The 17,015-nt window shown below is 50.5% G+C and carries 13 protein-coding genes and 2 pseudogenes; 3 read left to right on the forward strand and 12 right to left on the reverse strand.

The features are described 5' to 3' along the window. Positions 1–138 precede the first annotated feature (138 nt). The 4 genes from pdeR to fabI form a co-directional block, all read right to left on the reverse strand. Entirely contained in the window at positions 139–2,130 is a 1,992-nt protein-coding gene (gene pdeR / locus IB222_RS10930; protein ID WP_063940813.1) for a cyclic di-GMP phosphodiesterase, read from the reverse strand. Positions 2,131–2,395: 265 nt separating this feature from the next. After that, entirely contained in the window at positions 2,396–4,330 is a 1,935-nt protein-coding gene (locus IB222_RS10935; RefSeq protein ID WP_057067367.1) for an exoribonuclease II, read from the reverse strand. A gap of 89 nt (positions 4,331–4,419) precedes the next feature. Then, entirely contained in the window at positions 4,420–5,565 is a 1,146-nt protein-coding gene (locus IB222_RS10940; protein WP_149384854.1) for a CMD domain-containing protein, read from the reverse strand. A gap of 213 nt (positions 5,566–5,778) precedes the next feature. After that, positions 5,779–6,567, reverse strand: a complete 789-nt coding sequence (gene fabI, locus IB222_RS10945) for an enoyl-ACP reductase FabI (RefSeq protein WP_020996373.1) — start codon at positions 6,565–6,567, stop codon at positions 5,779–5,781. Between the two features lie 442 nt (positions 6,568–7,009). Here fabI and IB222_RS10950 point away from each other — a divergent pair, with 442 nt between their 5' ends. Continuing rightward, entirely contained in the window at positions 7,010–7,702 is a 693-nt protein-coding gene (locus tag IB222_RS10950; protein WP_003833297.1) for an EAL domain-containing protein, read from the forward strand. Positions 7,703–7,740: 38 nt separating this feature from the next. Here IB222_RS10950 and sapF read toward each other — a convergent pair whose 3' ends face one another. Genes sapF through sapA form a run of 5 tightly spaced genes read right to left on the reverse strand, consistent with a single transcriptional unit; the run spans position 7,741 to position 13,023 of the window. Then, positions 7,741–8,547 carry a peptide ABC transporter ATP-binding protein SapF gene (sapF, locus tag IB222_RS10955; RefSeq protein WP_016153235.1) on the reverse strand — a complete coding sequence of 269 codons (807 nt, stop codon included), beginning with the start codon at positions 8,545–8,547 and terminating at the stop codon, positions 7,741–7,743. Position 8,548: 1 nt separating this feature from the next. Continuing rightward, entirely contained in the window at positions 8,549–9,541 is a 993-nt protein-coding gene (sapD, locus tag IB222_RS10960) for a peptide ABC transporter ATP-binding protein SapD (RefSeq protein WP_003020556.1), read from the reverse strand. Then, positions 9,541–10,431, reverse strand: a complete 891-nt coding sequence (sapC, locus tag IB222_RS10965) for a peptide ABC transporter permease SapC (protein WP_003833291.1) — start codon at positions 10,429–10,431, stop codon at positions 9,541–9,543. Before sapC ends, sapD begins: the two co-directional genes overlap by 1 nt. Continuing rightward, positions 10,418–11,383 carry a peptide ABC transporter permease SapB gene (gene sapB / locus IB222_RS10970; RefSeq protein WP_003020545.1) on the reverse strand — a complete coding sequence of 322 codons (966 nt, stop codon included), beginning with the start codon at positions 11,381–11,383 and terminating at the stop codon, positions 10,418–10,420. Before sapB ends, sapC begins: the two co-directional genes overlap by 14 nt. Further along, entirely contained in the window at positions 11,380–13,023 is a 1,644-nt protein-coding gene (gene sapA, locus IB222_RS10975; protein WP_003833288.1) for an ABC transporter substrate-binding protein SapA, read from the reverse strand. Before sapA ends, sapB begins: the two co-directional genes overlap by 4 nt. 534 nt (positions 13,024–13,557) lie before the next feature. On the opposite strand from sapA, the gene IB222_RS10980 reads away from it, so the two are divergent. Next, a complete protein-coding gene (locus tag IB222_RS10980; protein ID WP_003833285.1) occupies positions 13,558–14,010 on the forward strand; it encodes an SgcJ/EcaC family oxidoreductase in 453 nt (150 codons plus the stop codon). Positions 14,011–14,051: 41 nt separating this feature from the next. Here IB222_RS10980 and IB222_RS10985 read toward each other — a convergent pair. Next, positions 14,052–14,300, reverse strand: a pseudogene (locus tag IB222_RS10985) (pentapeptide repeat-containing protein); the annotation flags it as partial. A 61-nt stretch (positions 14,301–14,361) separates the two neighbouring features. Between IB222_RS10985 and IB222_RS10990 the strand changes: the two are divergent. Beyond that, a protein-coding gene (locus tag IB222_RS10990; protein ID WP_113772681.1) for an IS3 family transposase occupies positions 14,362–15,509 on the forward strand; the annotation gives its coding sequence in 2 pieces (ribosomal slippage) (positions 14,362–14,599 and positions 14,599–15,509; 1,149 coding nt in all). A gap of 14 nt (positions 15,510–15,523) precedes the next feature. Here IB222_RS10990 and IB222_RS10995 read toward each other — a convergent pair. Together IB222_RS10995 and pspF are read right to left on the reverse strand one after the other, a co-directional pair. After that, positions 15,524–15,928: pseudogene (locus IB222_RS10995) on the reverse strand (pentapeptide repeat-containing protein); the annotation flags it as partial. A 94-nt stretch (positions 15,929–16,022) separates the two neighbouring features. Next, the gene (gene pspF, locus IB222_RS11000) at positions 16,023–17,012 is read right to left on the reverse strand and encodes a phage shock protein operon transcriptional activator (protein ID WP_161495982.1); all 990 of its coding nucleotides are present in this window, start codon (positions 17,010–17,012) and stop codon (positions 16,023–16,025) included. Between the last annotated feature and the right edge of the window lie 3 nt (positions 17,013–17,015).

Raw genomic sequence — 17,015 nt, forward strand, 5'->3', positions numbered from 1 at the left:
AATTTCATGGCAAAAGAGAAGGGAAAAATAGTATTAACTTCAATGATAGAAGAATATTATATATTCTGTGATTACATGCAGATAGGATCGTTAGGTAATGTCCATTTATGGCTATTTTCAACGTTTGATCCCACTGCATTAGCGTGTTTTTTTATTCAGGTGCCGTCGATACCAACGTTCAAATGCAACAGCTGGCATTGGTTTGGCAAACAAAAAACCCTGACGCTCGTTGACACCATTTTTGGTTAAAAACGCATCCTCTTTCGCGCTTTCAACACCTTCGGCGATGACCTGCAGATTGAGTGCCTGTGCGACCGCAACAATGGCACGTACCAGCGACTGCGAAATAGGTTGTTTGTGTACATCCCTGACAAAGGTTTGATCCAGTTTAATTGCATCAAGCGGGAAGCGGGCCAGTTGAGACAGTGACGAATATCCGGTACCAAAATCATCCAAATGGATTTGTGCCCCCAACTGGCTAAACTGCTGAATGACGGACAGTGCCAACTGCTCATTTTCAATCAAACTGCTTTCCGTTAACTCGACATCAATGGGGCAATATTCAAAGTCGAGTTCATGAAGCACCTGTTTGAGATCGGTAAATAGCGTCTGATCGGCGAGTTGGCGGGCAGAAACGTTTACCGCCACGCGCAGATTGATTCCCTTGGCGCGCCATTTTGCAACCTGACGCACAACGTCCAGAATAACCCAGCGCCCCAGCGGAACAATAAGCCCTGATTCTTCGGCGTAGGAGATAAATTCCAGTGGTGGAATGAGGCCGCGTTCCGGAGACTGCCAGCGTACCAGCGCCTCCAGGCTGCGCACTTCGCCTCGCCAGGTTATTTTTGGCTGATAATGGATAACCAGTTGATCGTTTTCCAGCGCCTTGCGCAGGTTAGTATCCAGCCACAGGTATTCAAAAACCCGCTGATTCATTTCCGGAGAGAAAACACAAAACTGTCCGCGGCCGCCTTCTTTCGCGGTGTACATGGCGGTATCGGCGTTACGAATGACGCTTTCGCAGTCCTGACCATGCTGTGGAGCGAGGGAAATACCAATAGAGCAGCCTGTATAGACTTCAATCAGGCCAATGCGAAAGGGTTGACGCAGGCGTGTCAGAATGCGCGATGCGGTAGCCTCCAGTGTGCTCTGGGACGTTTCGGTGGCAAGGACGATAAATTCATCACCGCCAAACCGAGCCAATAGCTGGTTGTCGTCAAGACAACTGAGGATTGCAAGCGACACACTCTGTAGTAGCTGATCGCCAAACATATGCCCGTAGGCATCGTTCACCTTTTTGAAGTTATCAAGATCGAGATATACAATCCCAACCTGAGTATCACCTGCGTTCTCAATCGCGTCGCTTATCAGCTCATGAATGGCGTTACGGTTCGGTAATCCGGTGATGGAGTCGGTATTAGCCAACATCCGCAGGCGTTCCTGCGCGCGGCGTTCTTCAGTGATATCGGTGCCGGAACAGATCAGAAATATTTCGTTCTTGCCGCTACCGTTATGTACAAACTTATTGCGAAAAAGAAACAGGCGCTGACCTTTGCAGGTCTTCACCCAACGTTCGACCTCATATGAGTTGCCTTCGCGAAAAAAGACCTCGATGTTACGTCTGGAGGCTGCGGCTTCACGTCGACTCATAAACAGTGTGAATACGCTTTGGCCAATGACTTCACGTTCTCTGAGTCCGGTGTACTCTTCGCACAAACGGTTAAAACGCTGAATGTTGCCCATTCGGTCAAGAATGACAATAACGGAATTGGCTTCTGAAACCACCTGTTCGGCAAAAGAGAGACCTTGAGCCAGGTCGCGAGCGACGGAAGGGGTGTCATCCCAGGCTGATGCGCTGCCGGCCCATTCGCGCTTATTGATTTTCCGTCCAACCAAATGTACCGGAATATCGTCATCTTCAATGGGTAACGTCATCAACAGGCTTGACGTAATCACCGTCATCTCGCGAATGCGGTCGGCTTGCTCGGGTGATAATTCGATGGTCTGCTCAGCTTCTGCTGTTTCATCAATAGAGAAATGCAGGATGTTGCAATCCTCTGACAAACGCCAGTAGGGGTTATGAGTGCCCACATAGCTATACAACGTAACCAGCTCCCGGACGTCTTTCATGATGTGTACTATCCCGTTTAAAGCGCATAAAGCCTCAAAAGTAAGGGTAGCCATGATTCATTCAGGGTGATTATGGCTGAACGTATTGTTTTATTTATATATTTATATGTAATCCAGAATCCATAAAAAGCAAAGCCAGCGGAACTGAAAAATAGTAAAAAAAAATTTTGACTGGATGAGAGAAGTGTAGTGTGTGGTTGAAATTTGGTCGGTAAAAAAAGAAAACGACCTTTCAAAAAAGAGAAAGGTCGTTGAATTTGTCAGTTTACGCTGCTGGACGCGCGATAACGCTACGGGTTTCCATGCGAACTTCGGCGATAGTTACGTCAATCACATCAGTGACTTTGTAAACCACTTCACCTTTGATTTGTACGGTACCACTTTCCTGGCTGCAGACCAGTTCGTCACGCACGGCGTGCAGGAAGGGGGCAGGAATAAAGGCAACAGCGCCATTATCAACCAAACGTACGCGCATGCCGCCGCGGCTGACGTCGATGATCTCGGCCGCAAAGCGGGTGTCGGTTCCGGCTTTATCACTCAGGAAACGGGCGTATAGCCAGTCACCCACATCACGCTCAGCCATCCGGTTCAGGCGACGACGTTCTGCCATCTGCACGGTGGTATCATCCTGAGGTCGGGCGACGGTTTCGCCTTTGATGACGGCCTTAAGCAGACGGTGGTTGATCATATCGCCATACTTACGGATTGGGGAAGTCCAGGTGGCATATGCCTCCAGACCCAACCCAAAGTGTGGACCTGGCTCAATACTAATTTCAGCGTAAGACTGGAAGCGGCGAATTCGGCTGTCGAGGAAACCGGATGGCTGTGCATCCAGTTCGCGGCGCAGTTTGCAGAAACCTTCCAGTGTCAGTACTTCTTCGGCATCGACGTGCATACCGTGGGTTTTCAGCAGCGCGGCCAGAGCGTCGGCGTTGGCCGGGTCGAATCCCATATGGACGTTATAAATACCGAAGCCCAGCTTGTCGCGAAGCACACGGGCGGCGCAAATATTTGCCGCAATCATGGATTCTTCCACGATACGGTTTGCGATGCGGCGTGGCTCAGCGACGATGTCCAGTACTTCACCTTTTTCACCGAGAACGAAACGGTAATCCGGGCGATCTTTAAAGACCAGCGCGTGGTTATGACGCCACTCTCCTCGGCTCAGGCAAATACGATGCAGCAGACGGATTTGTTCCGCAATCGCGTCGTTTTCTGGTTGCCACTCGCCTGTACCTTCCAGCCAGTCGGAAACATTGTCATAGGCCAGCTTCGCTTTAGATTCGATGGTTGCGGCGAAGAAGGTGATGTTGTCTTCAATCGTGCCATCGGCAGTAATGCTCATACGACAAGCTAAAACCGGGCGCACTTCGTTCGCGCGCAGAGAGCAGAGATCGTCAGACAATTCACGTGGTAACATCGGGATATTGAACCCCGGTAAATAATTGGTGAACGCGCGAATTTTTGCCGTTTTATCCAGCTTGCTGCCTTCTGCAATCCAGGCTGTTGGGTCGGCAATGGCGACGGTTAATTGTAGTGTGCCGTCAGCTTGTTCTTCAGCATACAGCGCATCGTCCATATCTTCGGTGCTGGCGCTGTCGATGGTGACGAAATTGAGGGCGGTTAAATCTTCACGAACCAGGCCTTCGTCCAGCATTTCGGTTGCTACACCGTCTGGGGCTTCTTTTTCCAGATTATGGCGTGCCAGTGTGACCCACCACGGGACAAAGTGGTCATCAGCAAAAGTGATAAATTGGGTTAACTCGGCGTAGAAGGTGCGATCGCCTTTCAGCGGATGGCGGCGCATTTCTGCAACAGCCCAGTCGCCTTCTTTAAATTCATGTTCAACGCCGCGGGCTGCACGACAAGGAATAGCATCTTTCAGTAACGGATGATCCGGCACAATGGACAGACGGTCATTTTTGCCCTGAACTTTACCCACGAAGCGCGTCAGGAAGGGTTCGATCAGTTCTTCCGGCTCAGCAGACTCACGATCTTTTTCTGTATGGATAACCGCAACAATACGGTCGCCATGCATCACTTTTTTCATCTGCGGCGGTGGAATGAAATAGCTTTTTTGTGCATCGACTTCCAGGAAGCCAAAGCCTTTTTCCGTGGCTTTTACCACCCCTTCAGCACGTGGCGTCTGGGAATGTAGTTGCTGTTTAAGCTGCGCTAGCAGCGGGTTGTCCTGAAGCATAATTGTCTATTTTCGTGGCTAAAAGAGCGGCTGACAGTTTTACGCGATTCTGCCAGTGGCAGCAAGCGCTCTTTCAGTAAGTGGATCGGTTAATCAGTGTCGCCCAGCGCGATTTTCAAGCGATTCAACCATCCGCACAATCCACTCCAGGCTAGCAGGTTAATGGCCTGCTCTGAAGAGATTCCCTGATCGAACAAAGGCGTTAACAGTGCGGTGCTAAAGCGGTCGGGCGCCCGGGTCAGCCATTGTACCGCCTGTAGGGTAACGCGCTCAACCGGATGTCGTTGTTCCCAACGTTGTAATTCACGTTCATCCTGACGAAGAACGGTAATGGCCTCGGTTAATTCATGAGCTGAATACGCATGTTCATTAAAACAGGAAACGCTGCCATTAATCCGTGAAGTCGTCAGCGTCGCCAATGAAAATGCCTGTACCGGTATCCCGCTACGTTGCGTGCTGGAAATGAGCGACCCGAGTAAATCCAAAATGACGGGGGAATGTATCAGTAATGGCAGTAACGCTTGCAGTTCCTCGGGATAACGTCTGTCTATCGACTCATCATGATTAAGATGTTTTTCTATCGGGAATGGCGCAGCGTGCCAGGTTGTGTTTGTTGCATTAAATGGCGCAGCGTGAGCGAATTGTTGTATATCGAGACCCGGAATTCGGCGCACCGGATGTCCACACCAGGCCTGAAACAGGGCCACGGCCCGCGCCTGAAAACCGACGAATCCGATAATTTGATTCATCAGAATGCTATCGCTGGTGGTTAGCCCGACAGCATCCAGATGCTGGCGATCGCGCGCGCCTATCACGGCAGGAGAGCTGGCAAGTTGACGAGCATATTGGGTGATTTGCGCCAGTCGATGGTTACTTTCCCGCGAGGAGTCCGGCCCAGGAAGCGGTGTTAGACGCGCGGCATAGTGATTACATAATCGCTGGACGCCATATACCTGAGCGACGGTTAACGCCGTACTCATCCGTTCATAGGCGCTGAATGTGTGCATCTGACTCTGGTTTACGTGGGTCGGGAAGAGAATCTGTGCAAGTTTACGGGCAGGGATTAACCAGGATTGAAAAGGTAAAAGGGCGTCATCAGATATCGCCAGATCCAGTAAAAAGCAGTCGTCGACATGAGCGGCTTCCGGCACCAGCGGCAGAACATCTTGTGGATACATGCTGGATTGCGTCTCATGATACCAGTGGCTTTTGCCTTCAATTCGGCGTTGTTCCATGGGCGGTCCTTGGTCTAAAAAGTGGCGACCCGGACACGTCGTCATACCACTCGCCGGATCGTTTGCGCTGCAATATCCTGACGTAAGCAGAAGAGGGGATGAAAGATTGTTACGTGATAATAAATATCAGAAAAGCATATATGGGACAGGGTAGAGGGGAATTAAAAACGAGCATCATGGGCGACAGCGGGCCGCCCAGAGAACAGTGGAAGATTATTTCAGTTCTAGTTCATTCATTGCAGCGATGCTGAAACCACCGTCAACGTGTACGACCTCACCAGAGATACCGGCAGAAAGATCGGAACACAGGAATGCCGCAGAGTTGCCCACATCTTCAATGGTAACAGTGCGGCGAATCGGCGTAACAGCTTCGCAATGGGCCAGCATTTTACGGAAATCTTTGATACCGGAAGCGGCGAGGGTGCGGATTGGACCTGCGGAAATTGCGTTTACGCGTACGCCTTCAGGCCCCATTGCGTTAGCCATATAACGGACGTTTGCTTCCAATGAGGCTTTCGCCAGGCCCATCACGTTATAGTTAGGGATTGCACGCTCTGCGCCCAGATAGGACAACGTCAGTAGCGCAGAGCCAGGGTTTAGCATGGAACGACATGCTTTTGCCATCGCAACAAAGCTATAAGCGCTAATGTCATGCGCAATTTTAAATCCTTCGCGGGTAACTGCGTTCACATAATCGCCATCCAGTTGGTCAGCAGGTGCGAAGCCGATGGAATGTACGAAACCGTCGAATTTCGGCCAGGCTTTGCTCAGTTCAGCAAACATGGCGTCAATGCTGGCATCTTCAGCCACATCACACTGCAAAACAATGTTGGAGCCTAATTGCGCTGCAAATTCTTCCACACGACCTTTCAGCTTGTCGTTCTGGTAGGTGAACGCCAGTTCGGCACCTTCGCGATGCATCGCCTGAGCGATTCCCCATGCGATAGACAATTTACTGGCAAGGCCTGTCACCAGAATGCGCTTACCTGATAAAAAACCCATGGCTTTAATCCTTTTGGCTAACACTTATCTTATATCAATCAATTAGTTATGATTGACGCATTAAACACACTCGAAATTGGCCTGAAATTATATCCCACGCTTTTTCCCTGGAGAATGGTTATCCGCCTCACGTGACCTGTCACGTCATTACATGTGAGGAGTATATCATCCCCCTCCGCTTGTGCTTCGTTCAGGCATCTAACGTCGGTGAATCAGAGAAAATACGAGGTTTCAAAGGCATTGAAATGGTATTATTTCATTGCTAGCTGATGTTAATAAACATAGCAAGGTAGGAACTTTCTTAAAACAATAAATGTGACAATATTCAGCTTGTTATGATATATTGTTTTTATCGATCAATATCGAATCATTGATCGATATTATTGATTGATTGTGATTAGAAGTGCATTATCAGGATGTTATGATCAATTGGAGTGGTCTTATGCACTATCATTTCATCGCGGAACCGATGAGAGACACAACAGATAAATTACTGGGTGTGGAGATTAACGCCCGGTTTACTTCAGATACGGTTCACCCGTTGCATCCAGATTTCATCATTTCAGCGTGGGATAGCGAACAAAAGCGTAATTTCATGCTCGAGCAAATTCGATTAATTGCCGAAAAGCGTGACTGGTTTGAGCACAACAGCCTTATTTGCACCCTGAACCTCATTGACGAAATGGCACTGCTGGCGATTGGTGATCCAGCCATCAAGTCGGCCTTACATGCTCTACCATTTATTGCACTGGAACTTTCAGAACGTTTTCTGTCGAATACCATGTGCCTGAATAATCTGCTGATTAATTCACTTCGCGACGGCCCAAACGCATTGTGGTTGGGCGATCTTGGCTCCGGCAGCGTAGGGGCCAGTCCGCTGGTTTGCGGTCATTTTGACGTTGTGAAACTGGATCGCGGTTTCTTCCTGGAACAGGTAGAAAAACCGATGTTCCCGGTGCTGATCAAAAATATCAGGGAATATTGCGACCGTGTTGTGGTGAAGGGAGTAGAAACAGTACGACTTATCGACGAGGCCAGTACCGCAGGTGTCTGGGCAATGCAAGGTGGTGCCCTTTACCCGTCAGTCGCGTTTACCGAAGTTGATACGCTGCTCTTACCCACATTGTGTCACTGATGGCAGAATGCCCCCCGGTTGAGGAGGGCAGCCGTTTGTTAACGATCTTTTCGCCAGGCATCAGCGGTAAGCGCTTCGCCGAAATGACCTGCAATCAGGCGGCGGGTAAGCTCATGAAGAGGGGACGCCAGAACATCCGCTGTACTGCCGCGCTCAACTACTTCGCCCTGGTGCATGACTAATACCTGATCGCTGATGTGCTTCATCATGCCAATATGTTGGGTCACATAGATATACGAAATCCCCTGTTTTTCCTGCAATTCCAGCATCAGATTGATGAGCTGCGAACGCATCGACATGTCCAGAGAAGCCAGGGCTTCGTCGGCGATAATGACTTTGGGTCGTAAAATGAGCGCACGGGCAAGGCCCAGACGCTGTTTTTGACCCGGCGCTAACATATGCGGGTAATAGCTCACATGGTCAGGCAGCAGACCGACCATGCGCATAGTTTCTATAATCTGTTTACGACGCTGCTCAGGCTCGAGGTCGGTATTCAGACGTAGCGGGAAATCGAGGATCTGCGAGATACGTTGCCGCGGATTAAGCGATGTTGACGGATCCTGGAAAATCATACGGATCCGCTGACTACGAAATGAATAATCGCCATATTTTAACGGATGATCGTCAATCAGCAGCTCACCGCTGGTGGGTTCAATCATACCCGCCAACATTTTTGCCAGCGTAGATTTCCCCGAGCCGTTTTCACCAATGACGGCGAGCGTCTGACGTTCGCGCAGGGTGAAACTTAGGGGCTTAACGGCCTCAACGGTCTGGCGGCGAAATAAACCTGTCCGGTAGCGAAAGGTTTTGCTCAGATTACGAACTTCGAGCAGGGTTTCTACCATCTCACTCTCTCTCCATGTTCAGCGGGAAATGACAGGCGTAGAGATGATTCTTTGCTCCGGTCAGTCTTGGGGTTTCAATACATTCGCGTTGTGCATAAGGGCAGCGTGGCCCCAGACGACAGCCGATGGGTAATTGTTCCAGCAATGGAATAGCTCCTGGCATGGTATTCAGGCGGCTTTTGTGCGGCATTGCGCTACCAAAATCAGGAATAGCGCGAATCAACGCTTGAGTATAAGGATGATGTGGAATGGTGACCAAATCTTTACTTGGCGCAGTTTCGACCGTTTGTCCGCAGTACATCACGTTGATTTTGTCAGCCCACTGGCTGAGCATTTGCAGGTCATGGCTTATCAACAAAATGGTGGTATTGCTGTTTTGATTCAGACGGGTTAGCAGACGGAAAATTTGCGCCTGGGTGGTTGGCTCCATCGCGTTCGTTGGTTCATCGGCAATCAGCAAACGCGGCTGATTCGCTAATGCAATAGCGATCATGACCTTCTGGCATTCGCCATCGGTCAGCTCATATGGGAAGCTGCGCATGGCATCTTTATGGTCTTTTATCCCGACGCGGTGCAAGAGTTCAATCGCACGGCGTTTGCGCCAACCGATGCGCTGCCACCAGCGACCTTTGTAGGTCCATGCCGGAATATTTTGCATCAGTTGACGTCCGATACGCTCGGACGGATCGAGACATGACTGCGGCTCCTGAAAGATCATGGAGACGTTATGACCGACCAGTTTGCGTCGTTCACGCGCGGAAAGGCGTAGCAGATCGATATCATCAAAACGCATACGGTCTGCGGTTACGCGCCAGTTATCTTTAGCGACACCGCAAATGGCCTTAGCGATCAGACTCTTGCCGGATCCAGATTCGCCGACGAGCCCGCGGATTTCACCCTCATTCAATGTCATGCTGACACGATCAACAGCCTTTACCCAGTCGTCACCGGTCCTGAATTCAATGGTTAGGTTGCGGATATCCAGTAATGGCATTACTCCACCCCCGCAATAATTGCGCGGCGTACGCCGTCACCCAGTAGGTTAACCAGCAACACGCTTATCATAATTGCCGCGCCTGGCAGCATCACCGTCCAAGGTGCGACATAAATCAGCTCCAGCGCGTCGCCGAGCATGGCTCCCCATTCCGGGGACGGCAGCTGTGCGCCAAGGTCGAGAAAACCCAGCGCGGCGATATCCAGAATCGCCATCGACAGTGCGCGGGTGATTTCAGTAATAAGGCCAGCGGTGATATTGGGCAGAACGGCGAACCACAGAATATTCAGTGTGGTTGCACCGTCCAGGCGAGCGGCAATGACGTACTCTTTCTCCAGCTCGTCATGCACCATGCTGTAAACGGAGCGCACCATGCGCGGCAGCAGCGCCAGCCAGACGGCAAACATGGCGTGTGTCAGATGCGGCCCGGCAAAGGCCACCACAATAATCGCCAGCAGCAGAGAAGGGATCGACAGTAGGGTGTCCAGAATGTGGTTCAGCACCGCAGAGCGCAATCCGTGCGTCGCACCGGCAACTACGCCCAATACCAGGCCACACAGCGTGGCGGCAAGAGTAACGACAAACGCGCCGCCAACGGTCGGGGCCGCGCCGCTGAGCAGACGACTTAAAACGTCACGTCCCAGATCGTCAGTCCCGAGGAAGAATGAGACTTCGCCATAGCGCGACCATGACGGCGGTAAAAGCTGATAGCCGAGAAATTGCTGATCGATGCCGTAAGGGGCAAACCAACCACCAAAAATACACAGAATAGCCAGTCCCGCACAGCCGTACAGGCCGATCATCGCAGTCGCATCACCATAGAAATTGCGCCATGCGGTGCGCAACGTACCCGGCGGGCGTTTTTCGCTATAGACGCTATCGTAAGGCATACCATTCCTTATGTTTCAGAGGGTTAGCCATAGCACCCAAAATATCAGAGATGACGTTAACGATGATAACCAGGGAACCAATCACCATCACGCCCGCTGAAATCGCCGCGTAATCCTGCTGGCGAATCGCGTTAATCAGCCAACGGCCAAGACCTGGCCAGCTAAAGACCATCTCGGTGATCATCGCCAGCGTCAACATGGTGGAAAACTGTAAGCCCAGACGCGGGATCACCGGCGGAAGGGCGTTGTGCAGGACGTGACGACGCAGAATCGTTAATCGTGACAAACCGCGTGTGGCCGCCGCTTTGACGTAGTTCTGGTCAAAGACCTCAATGGTGCTGATACGCATCAGGCGGATGACTTCGGTGGTGGGCGCAACGGAGAGCGTCAGCACCGGGAGCACCATATGACGGATAGCGCTGACCAGCATTTCATCGCGCCAGGGCGAGTCGGAGATCCACGCATCAATAATGGCAAAACCGGTAACAGGTTTCACCTCGTAGAGAAGATCAAAACGCCCGGAAACGGGTAACCAGCCGAGGGTCAGTGAGAAGAGCAATGTTAGCAGCAGCGCCAGCCAAAAAACGGGGATAGAAAACCCCATCAGAGCCAATGCGCTGATGCAACGGTCCTGCCATTTGTTCCGCGTGATACCGGCCAGCATACCAACGGGGATCCCAACCATTAGTGCAAAACCAAAGGCAAGAATGCACAGTTCCATTGTGGCCGGAAACACCTCTTTCAGCTGCTCTGAGATCAACTGACCGTTAATACTGGATACGCCGAAATCCCAGTGGATGAGACCATTGAACCAGAATACCCAGGCGTTCCACAGCGATGCACCCTGCAACGGCGCATGAGGCGTGAAGTAGCTCAGGCTGAAGCCAATAAAGGTCAGGAAGAACAGGGTTACCAGTAGCAATAAAAATCGACGCAAGGTGAAGATAATCATGGTTTTTTCACCTCATCTTTCTTTTCCCTGGACACGCCGGCAAAAGAGGCATTACCGAATGGACTGAGCACCAATCCTTTGATGTCGTAGCGATAAGCCTGTAGACGCAGTGAAGAGGCCAACGGCAGAATAGGTAACTCTTGTGCAAGAATATTTTGCGCTTCGTCATAGGCATCTATTCGCGATGAAAGCTGCTGCGAAGAGAGGGCCTTGCGCAGAATGCTGTCAAACTGCGGATTACACCAGTGGGCAAAGTTGGTCTGCGAATTGATGGCGGCACAGCTGAGCAACGGCCGGAAAAAACTGTCAGGATCGTTACTGTCCGTCGCCCAGCCGGATAACGTCAGATCATGGTTCATATCCATTAATCTCGCCTCCTGAAAACGACCTTCTACCGGAATGATCTTCACTTTCACACCCACCTGAGCCATATCTGCCTGAATCAACTCGGCGGTTTTCAGCGGACTGGGGTTCCAGGCCTGAGAGCTGGTAGGGACCCAAAGTTGTAATGTCAGATTCTCCAGCCCCAGCGCTTTTAGCTGCTCGCGCGATTTTGCCGGGTTGTATTCTGTAATTTTAGCTTCGTTATCATAAGCCCACGAGGCGCGAGGCAAAATAGATGCCGCGGTTTCTGCCGTCCCGTAGTAGATAGACTGCATTAAGCGCTGGTTGTTAATGGCCAGCGCCAGCGCATGCCGCACGGCAGGGTTATTCAACGGCGGTTTATTGGTGTTGAACGCCAGATAGGCAATGTTCATCCCCGGGCGCAGCGTCAGACGCAGGCGAGGGTCATCACGCAATATGCTGAGCTGGCTGGCGGCAGGCCAGGCCAGGACGTCGCACTCGCCAGTGAGTAATTTCGATAAGCGTCCGGTTCCACCAGAGCCGAGATCCACTACGACCTGCGGCATCAGGGGGGTACCACGCCAGAATTTTTCATGTCGCTGCAACCGAATATATTGGCCGGCACGATTCTCCGAAAGCTGGTACGGGCCTGTGCCGACGGGTTGTCTGTCGAGCAACTCCTGGCGATCCTGTTTTGCCAGATTAGCGGCATATTCGGCCGACATTACGGAGGCATAGTGTGTGGCAAGGTGCCACATAAAGGAGGCATCCGGTTGCGTTAAGCGGAATTCAACGGTGTTGTTGTCCAGTTTGCGCACGCTTTGGACGTTATCGGCAAACTGCAGGCTGTCGAAGTAGGGGAAACTGCTACCGTTCACATTGTGCCACGGATGGTGGCGATCAAAGATGCGCTCGAAGGTAAACACCACATCGTCCGCATTTAGTTTGCGGGTGGGGGTGAACCAGGCAGTCTTCTGAAACTGAACGTCACGACGCAGATGGAAGCGGTAGGTTGCGCCGTTATCCAGCACTTCCCAGCTTTCAGCCAGCTCAGGCACCAGCCGATAGGTGTAGGGATCTACATCAAGCAGTCGGTCATACAATTGGGCCGCTAACGTGTCGACGATGAGACCGCTGCTCGTTTTTTGTGGGTTGAACGTATTGACCTGCCCGCTGACGCAATAGACAAACCCACTGTCACGGATATCAGCGTGCGGAGCTTGCTCAGGCGCAGCAGCAGCCTGACCACTCAGAAATCCAGCCATCACGATCAGAGATGATAAAACCAGGCGCATAATTTTAATGGATTATATAAAGAGGCTATCTTACTAATACTTAATGACATTTGCCATTACCGTTTGTTTTTGGGAGTAACAGGCTCGATAAGCGCGAGTTCAACACCGCGACATGGTCAAAATTCATACCTGCTATCTACTTTGAATCTTCTCTGTTAACTATCTTAGCATTTTCATGGCCCATCTGACTTGCTATAAACGTGGGGGCGTTCCTGTCGTTGTTTACTGATTGATATCAGTGTGTACTCGGAAGATGGAGTATGGCATCGATAACGAAGTGTGGAGCGAGCATTTAGAGTGTCACTATCAATGCTGAACTATAATCATTCAGGAAGTAGTACACGTTATGTGAGTTGTAATAGCTAAAGTATCTATAATTATTTCAATATGTTAATTCCATTTTTTCTTCATGGCATCTTAATCTTCTCACCCATTTATGGTGATGATTTCCATTGGTTATTAAATGCATTTTGGCTTTGATCCTGGTTATGAACAGTTTTCTGTTGCCATATAACCTCTAATGGAATGAATTGTATGAATAAATTACTGAGCCTTGTTGTTTCACTTGCCCTATTGCCTGGAGCCGTTTTTGCTGCGTCGACTCCAGACTGTGTGAAGGTGAATAAAGCGCAAATCGAAGCGCTATTTGATAAGTGGAACGAGTCATTGAAAACAGGTAACGCGCAGACGGTATCTGAAAATTATCTTAGCGATGCGGTATTGCTGCCTACTGTATCCAATAAAGCGCGTTTAACGGACGCTGAGCGTGTTGATTATTTCGAGCATTTTCTTGCGAAAAAGCCGACCGGGAAAATTGACATGCGTACCATTCGCCTGGGGTGTAATAAGGCGATAGACACCGGTACCTACACATTTACCTTCGCGGACAAATCAACGGTTTCAGCCCGCTACACATTCACTTATGCATGGGACGGTAAAGAGTGGAAAATTTCCACACACCACTCTTCAGCGATGCCTGAGGGGTAAAAAGCAGTGCAGGGGGCGGAATATTCACCGCTCCCTGAAGACTAGCCAATAATCGCGATGCCAAGACGTTCCATGAGCAACGATGCCTGGTAGTTGTCCAACTTAACGCCTTGTAAATCAACGCCCCGAATATCTAAGTCACCCAACTCCGAATTGGTCAGATCGCAATGTGTGAAGTTTGCTGCTCGCCAGTCGAAAGTCGAAAACTCGCCGCCGGAGAGATCTGAACCACTGAACGTCGCGCCCAGTACCTGGGCACCCATCCAACGGTTTTCCCACAGCTCACACTGAATCGCCACGGGTTTAACAGACACCTCAGAGTCATTTAAGATGGCTTAAAGAGAGGTGCCCATGAGCGGTAAGCGTTATCCCGAAGAGTTTAAAACTGAAGCAGTCAAACAGGTTGTTGATCGCGGTTATTCTGTTGCCAGCGTGGCAACACGTCTCGATATCACCACCCACAGCCTTTACGCCTGGATAAAGAAGTACGGTCCGGATTCTTCCACTAATAAAGAACAGTCAGATGCTCAGGCCGAGATCCGTCGTCTCCAGAAAGAGCTGAAGCGGGTTACCGACGAACGGGACATATTAAAAAAAGCCGCGGCGTACTTCGCAAAGCTGTCCGACTGAGGTACGCCTTTATCCGTGACAACACCTGTTGCTGGCCTGTTCGCCTGCTCTGTCGGGTGCTGGATGTTCATCCCAGTGGTTTTTACGCCTGGCTTCAGCAGCCGCATTCTCAACGCCATCAGGCAGACCTGAGACTGACAGGACAGATTAAACAGTTCTGGCTGGAATCGGGATGCGTCTATGGTTATCGCAAAATCCATCTGGATCTGCGGGACAGCGGGCAACAGTGCGGAGTGAACAGAGTCTGGCGACTGATGAAACGTGTCGGGATAAAGGCTCAGGTCGGATACCGGAGCCCGCGGGCACGTAAAGGCGAGGCCAGTATCGTGTCGCCCAACAGGCTCCAGCGACAGTTCAATCCGGATGCTCCTGATGAGCGTTGGGTAACAGACATAACCTACATCAGGACCCACGAAGGCTGGCTGTATCTTGCTGTGGTTGTTGATCTGTTCTCACGCAAAATTATCGGCTGGTCCATGCAATCCCGGATGACAAAGGACATTGTCCTGAACGCACTGCTGATGGCTGTATGGCGGCGTAATCCCCAAAAACAGGTGCTGGTTCATTCGGATCAGGGCAGTCAGTACACAAGCCATGAGTGGCAGTCTTTCCTGAAATCACACGGCCTGGAGGGCAGCATGAGCCGTCGCGGTAACTGCCATGATAATGCGGTTGCAGAAAGCTTTTTCCAGTTGTTGAAACGCGAACGGATAAAGAAAAAGATCTACGGAACGCGGGAAGAAGCCCGCAGTGATATTTTTGATTACATCGAAATGTTTTATAACAGTAAGCGTCGGCATGGTTCTAGCGATCAGATGTCACCGACAGAATATGAAAACCAGTATTATCAACGGCTCGGAAGTGTCTAGATTATCTGTGGCGATTCACACTTTTCCAGCACGACTTTCGAAAAATTGGCGTAGCTTAGATTTGTGTTAGTGATATATGCGCTGCAAAACCAGGTGCGTGTAGTGATCATATTCATAAAGCTTGCGCCGCGGAAATCTGCGCCTTGTGCGCGGCAGTGGCGAATTTCAATGCCCAGCGCACTGGCATTGCGAAAATCCGCCATGGATAAATCACAGCTTTTAAAAATGGCATCTTTCAGCATTGCACGACTAAAATTGCACCCTTTCTGGCTTTCACGATCATAGAACTGACAGCCGATAAATTCAGTACCACTTAGGTCGGCACCTGAAAAATCACAGTTAAAAAATGTACTATTTTCAATTTTCTCACCGGTGAAACGGTTTCTGTCAATTTTTTCGCCAACGAGTGCCAGAGCCATATTTGTACCTGTTTTTTTGTACAGTAATGGCGTCATGGTAAACCCTGATGAGGTTATGCGTCAAATCCGCCAATATGACATCTGCAAATGTGCTTTAAATCTGGTGTTTTTTCAGCAAAGCGCGAAGCTGATGGTAAGTCAGACCCAGTAATTCAGCGGCTTTTTTCTGGTTAAATTTTGCCTGCTGTAAGCTGGTTTGTAGAAAGTCTTTCTCTTGCTGCTGCTGGAATTCACGCAGATCCAGCGGTAACCCTACAGACATCGGTTTAGTTTCCGGCGCCTGCGGCTGCGTAGTGTGGCGGCGGAAGGGGTCAATGATTATCTCATCCAGTGGGTAATCACTGGTTCCATGCCGGTAAACGGATCGCTCCACGACGTTTTTCAGTTCACGAATATTGCCCGGCCAACGGTAGTGGAGAAGCGTTTCTCTGGCCTCGGCACTAAAACCCGGAAACAGAGGTAACCCGATCTCGCGGCACATCTGAATGGCAAAATGTTCGGCCATTAACATAATGTCACTTTGACGCTCGCGTAACGGTGGGAGTTGCACCACGTCAAAGGCCAGGCGATCCAGCAGGTCCGCGCGGAAAGTGCCTTCGCTGACCATGCGAGGTAAGTCGGCATTGGTCGCACAAACAAGTCGTACGTTAACTTGCAACGGCTGGCTGCCACCAACGCGCTCCAGCTCGCCATATTCAATAACCCGCAGTAATTTTTCCTGTACCAACATCGGGGCGGTTGCCAGTTCATCGAGAAACAGCGTACCGCCGTCGGCGCGTTCGAAACGTCCCGGATGGCGTTTTTGCGCGCCGGTAAAGGCACCCGCTTCGTGACCAAACAGTTCGGAATCAAGCAAATTTTCGTTTAGCGCCGCGCAGTTAAGCGAAATAAACGGGCCTTGCCAGCGGGTGGAGAGGTAGTGCAGGCGGTTGGCAATAAGTTCTTTCCCGGTCCCGCGCTCACCTATAACCAGTACAGGTTTATCCAGCGGTGCCAGATGAGAAACCTGCTCCAGCACTTCAATAAAGCTGTTCGCTTCACCCAGAAGATTATCTTTGTATCCAGCCATGATGAAATTCACCATTTG

It is taken from the genome of Citrobacter sp. C13 (assembly GCF_014596815.2).
Taxonomy (GTDB): Bacteria; Pseudomonadota; Gammaproteobacteria; order Enterobacterales; family Enterobacteriaceae; genus Citrobacter; species Citrobacter portucalensis.

What these genes read in the sequence shown, in the direction of transcription:
- pdeR (WP_063940813.1), bottom strand. Translation starts at nt 2,130, where the DNA reads ATGAAAGACGTCCGGGAGCTGGTTACGTTGTATAGCTATGTGGGCACT.
- IB222_RS10935 (WP_057067367.1), bottom strand. Translation starts at nt 4,330, where the DNA reads ATGCTTCAGGACAACCCGCTGCTAGCGCAGCTTAAACAGCAACTACAT.
- IB222_RS10940 (WP_149384854.1), bottom strand. Translation starts at nt 5,565, where the DNA reads ATGGAACAACGCCGAATTGAAGGCAAAAGCCACTGGTATCATGAGACG.
- fabI (WP_020996373.1), bottom strand. Translation starts at nt 6,567, where the DNA reads ATGGGTTTTTTATCAGGTAAGCGCATTCTGGTGACAGGCCTTGCCAGT.
- IB222_RS10950 (WP_003833297.1), top strand. Translation starts at nt 7,010, where the DNA reads ATGCACTATCATTTCATCGCGGAACCGATGAGAGACACAACAGATAAA.
- sapF (WP_016153235.1), bottom strand. Translation starts at nt 8,547, where the DNA reads ATGGTAGAAACCCTGCTCGAAGTTCGTAATCTGAGCAAAACCTTTCGC.
- sapD (WP_003020556.1), bottom strand. Translation starts at nt 9,541, where the DNA reads ATGCCATTACTGGATATCCGCAACCTAACCATTGAATTCAGGACCGGT.
- sapC (WP_003833291.1), bottom strand. Translation starts at nt 10,431, where the DNA reads ATGCCTTACGATAGCGTCTATAGCGAAAAACGCCCGCCGGGTACGTTG.
- sapB (WP_003020545.1), bottom strand. Translation starts at nt 11,383, where the DNA reads ATGATTATCTTCACCTTGCGTCGATTTTTATTGCTACTGGTAACCCTG.
- sapA (WP_003833288.1), bottom strand. Translation starts at nt 13,023, where the DNA reads ATGCGCCTGGTTTTATCATCTCTGATCGTGATGGCTGGATTTCTGAGT.
- IB222_RS10980 (WP_003833285.1), top strand. Translation starts at nt 13,558, where the DNA reads ATGAATAAATTACTGAGCCTTGTTGTTTCACTTGCCCTATTGCCTGGA.
- pspF (WP_161495982.1), bottom strand. Translation starts at nt 17,012, where the DNA reads ATGGTGAATTTCATCATGGCTGGATACAAAGATAATCTTCTGGGTGAA.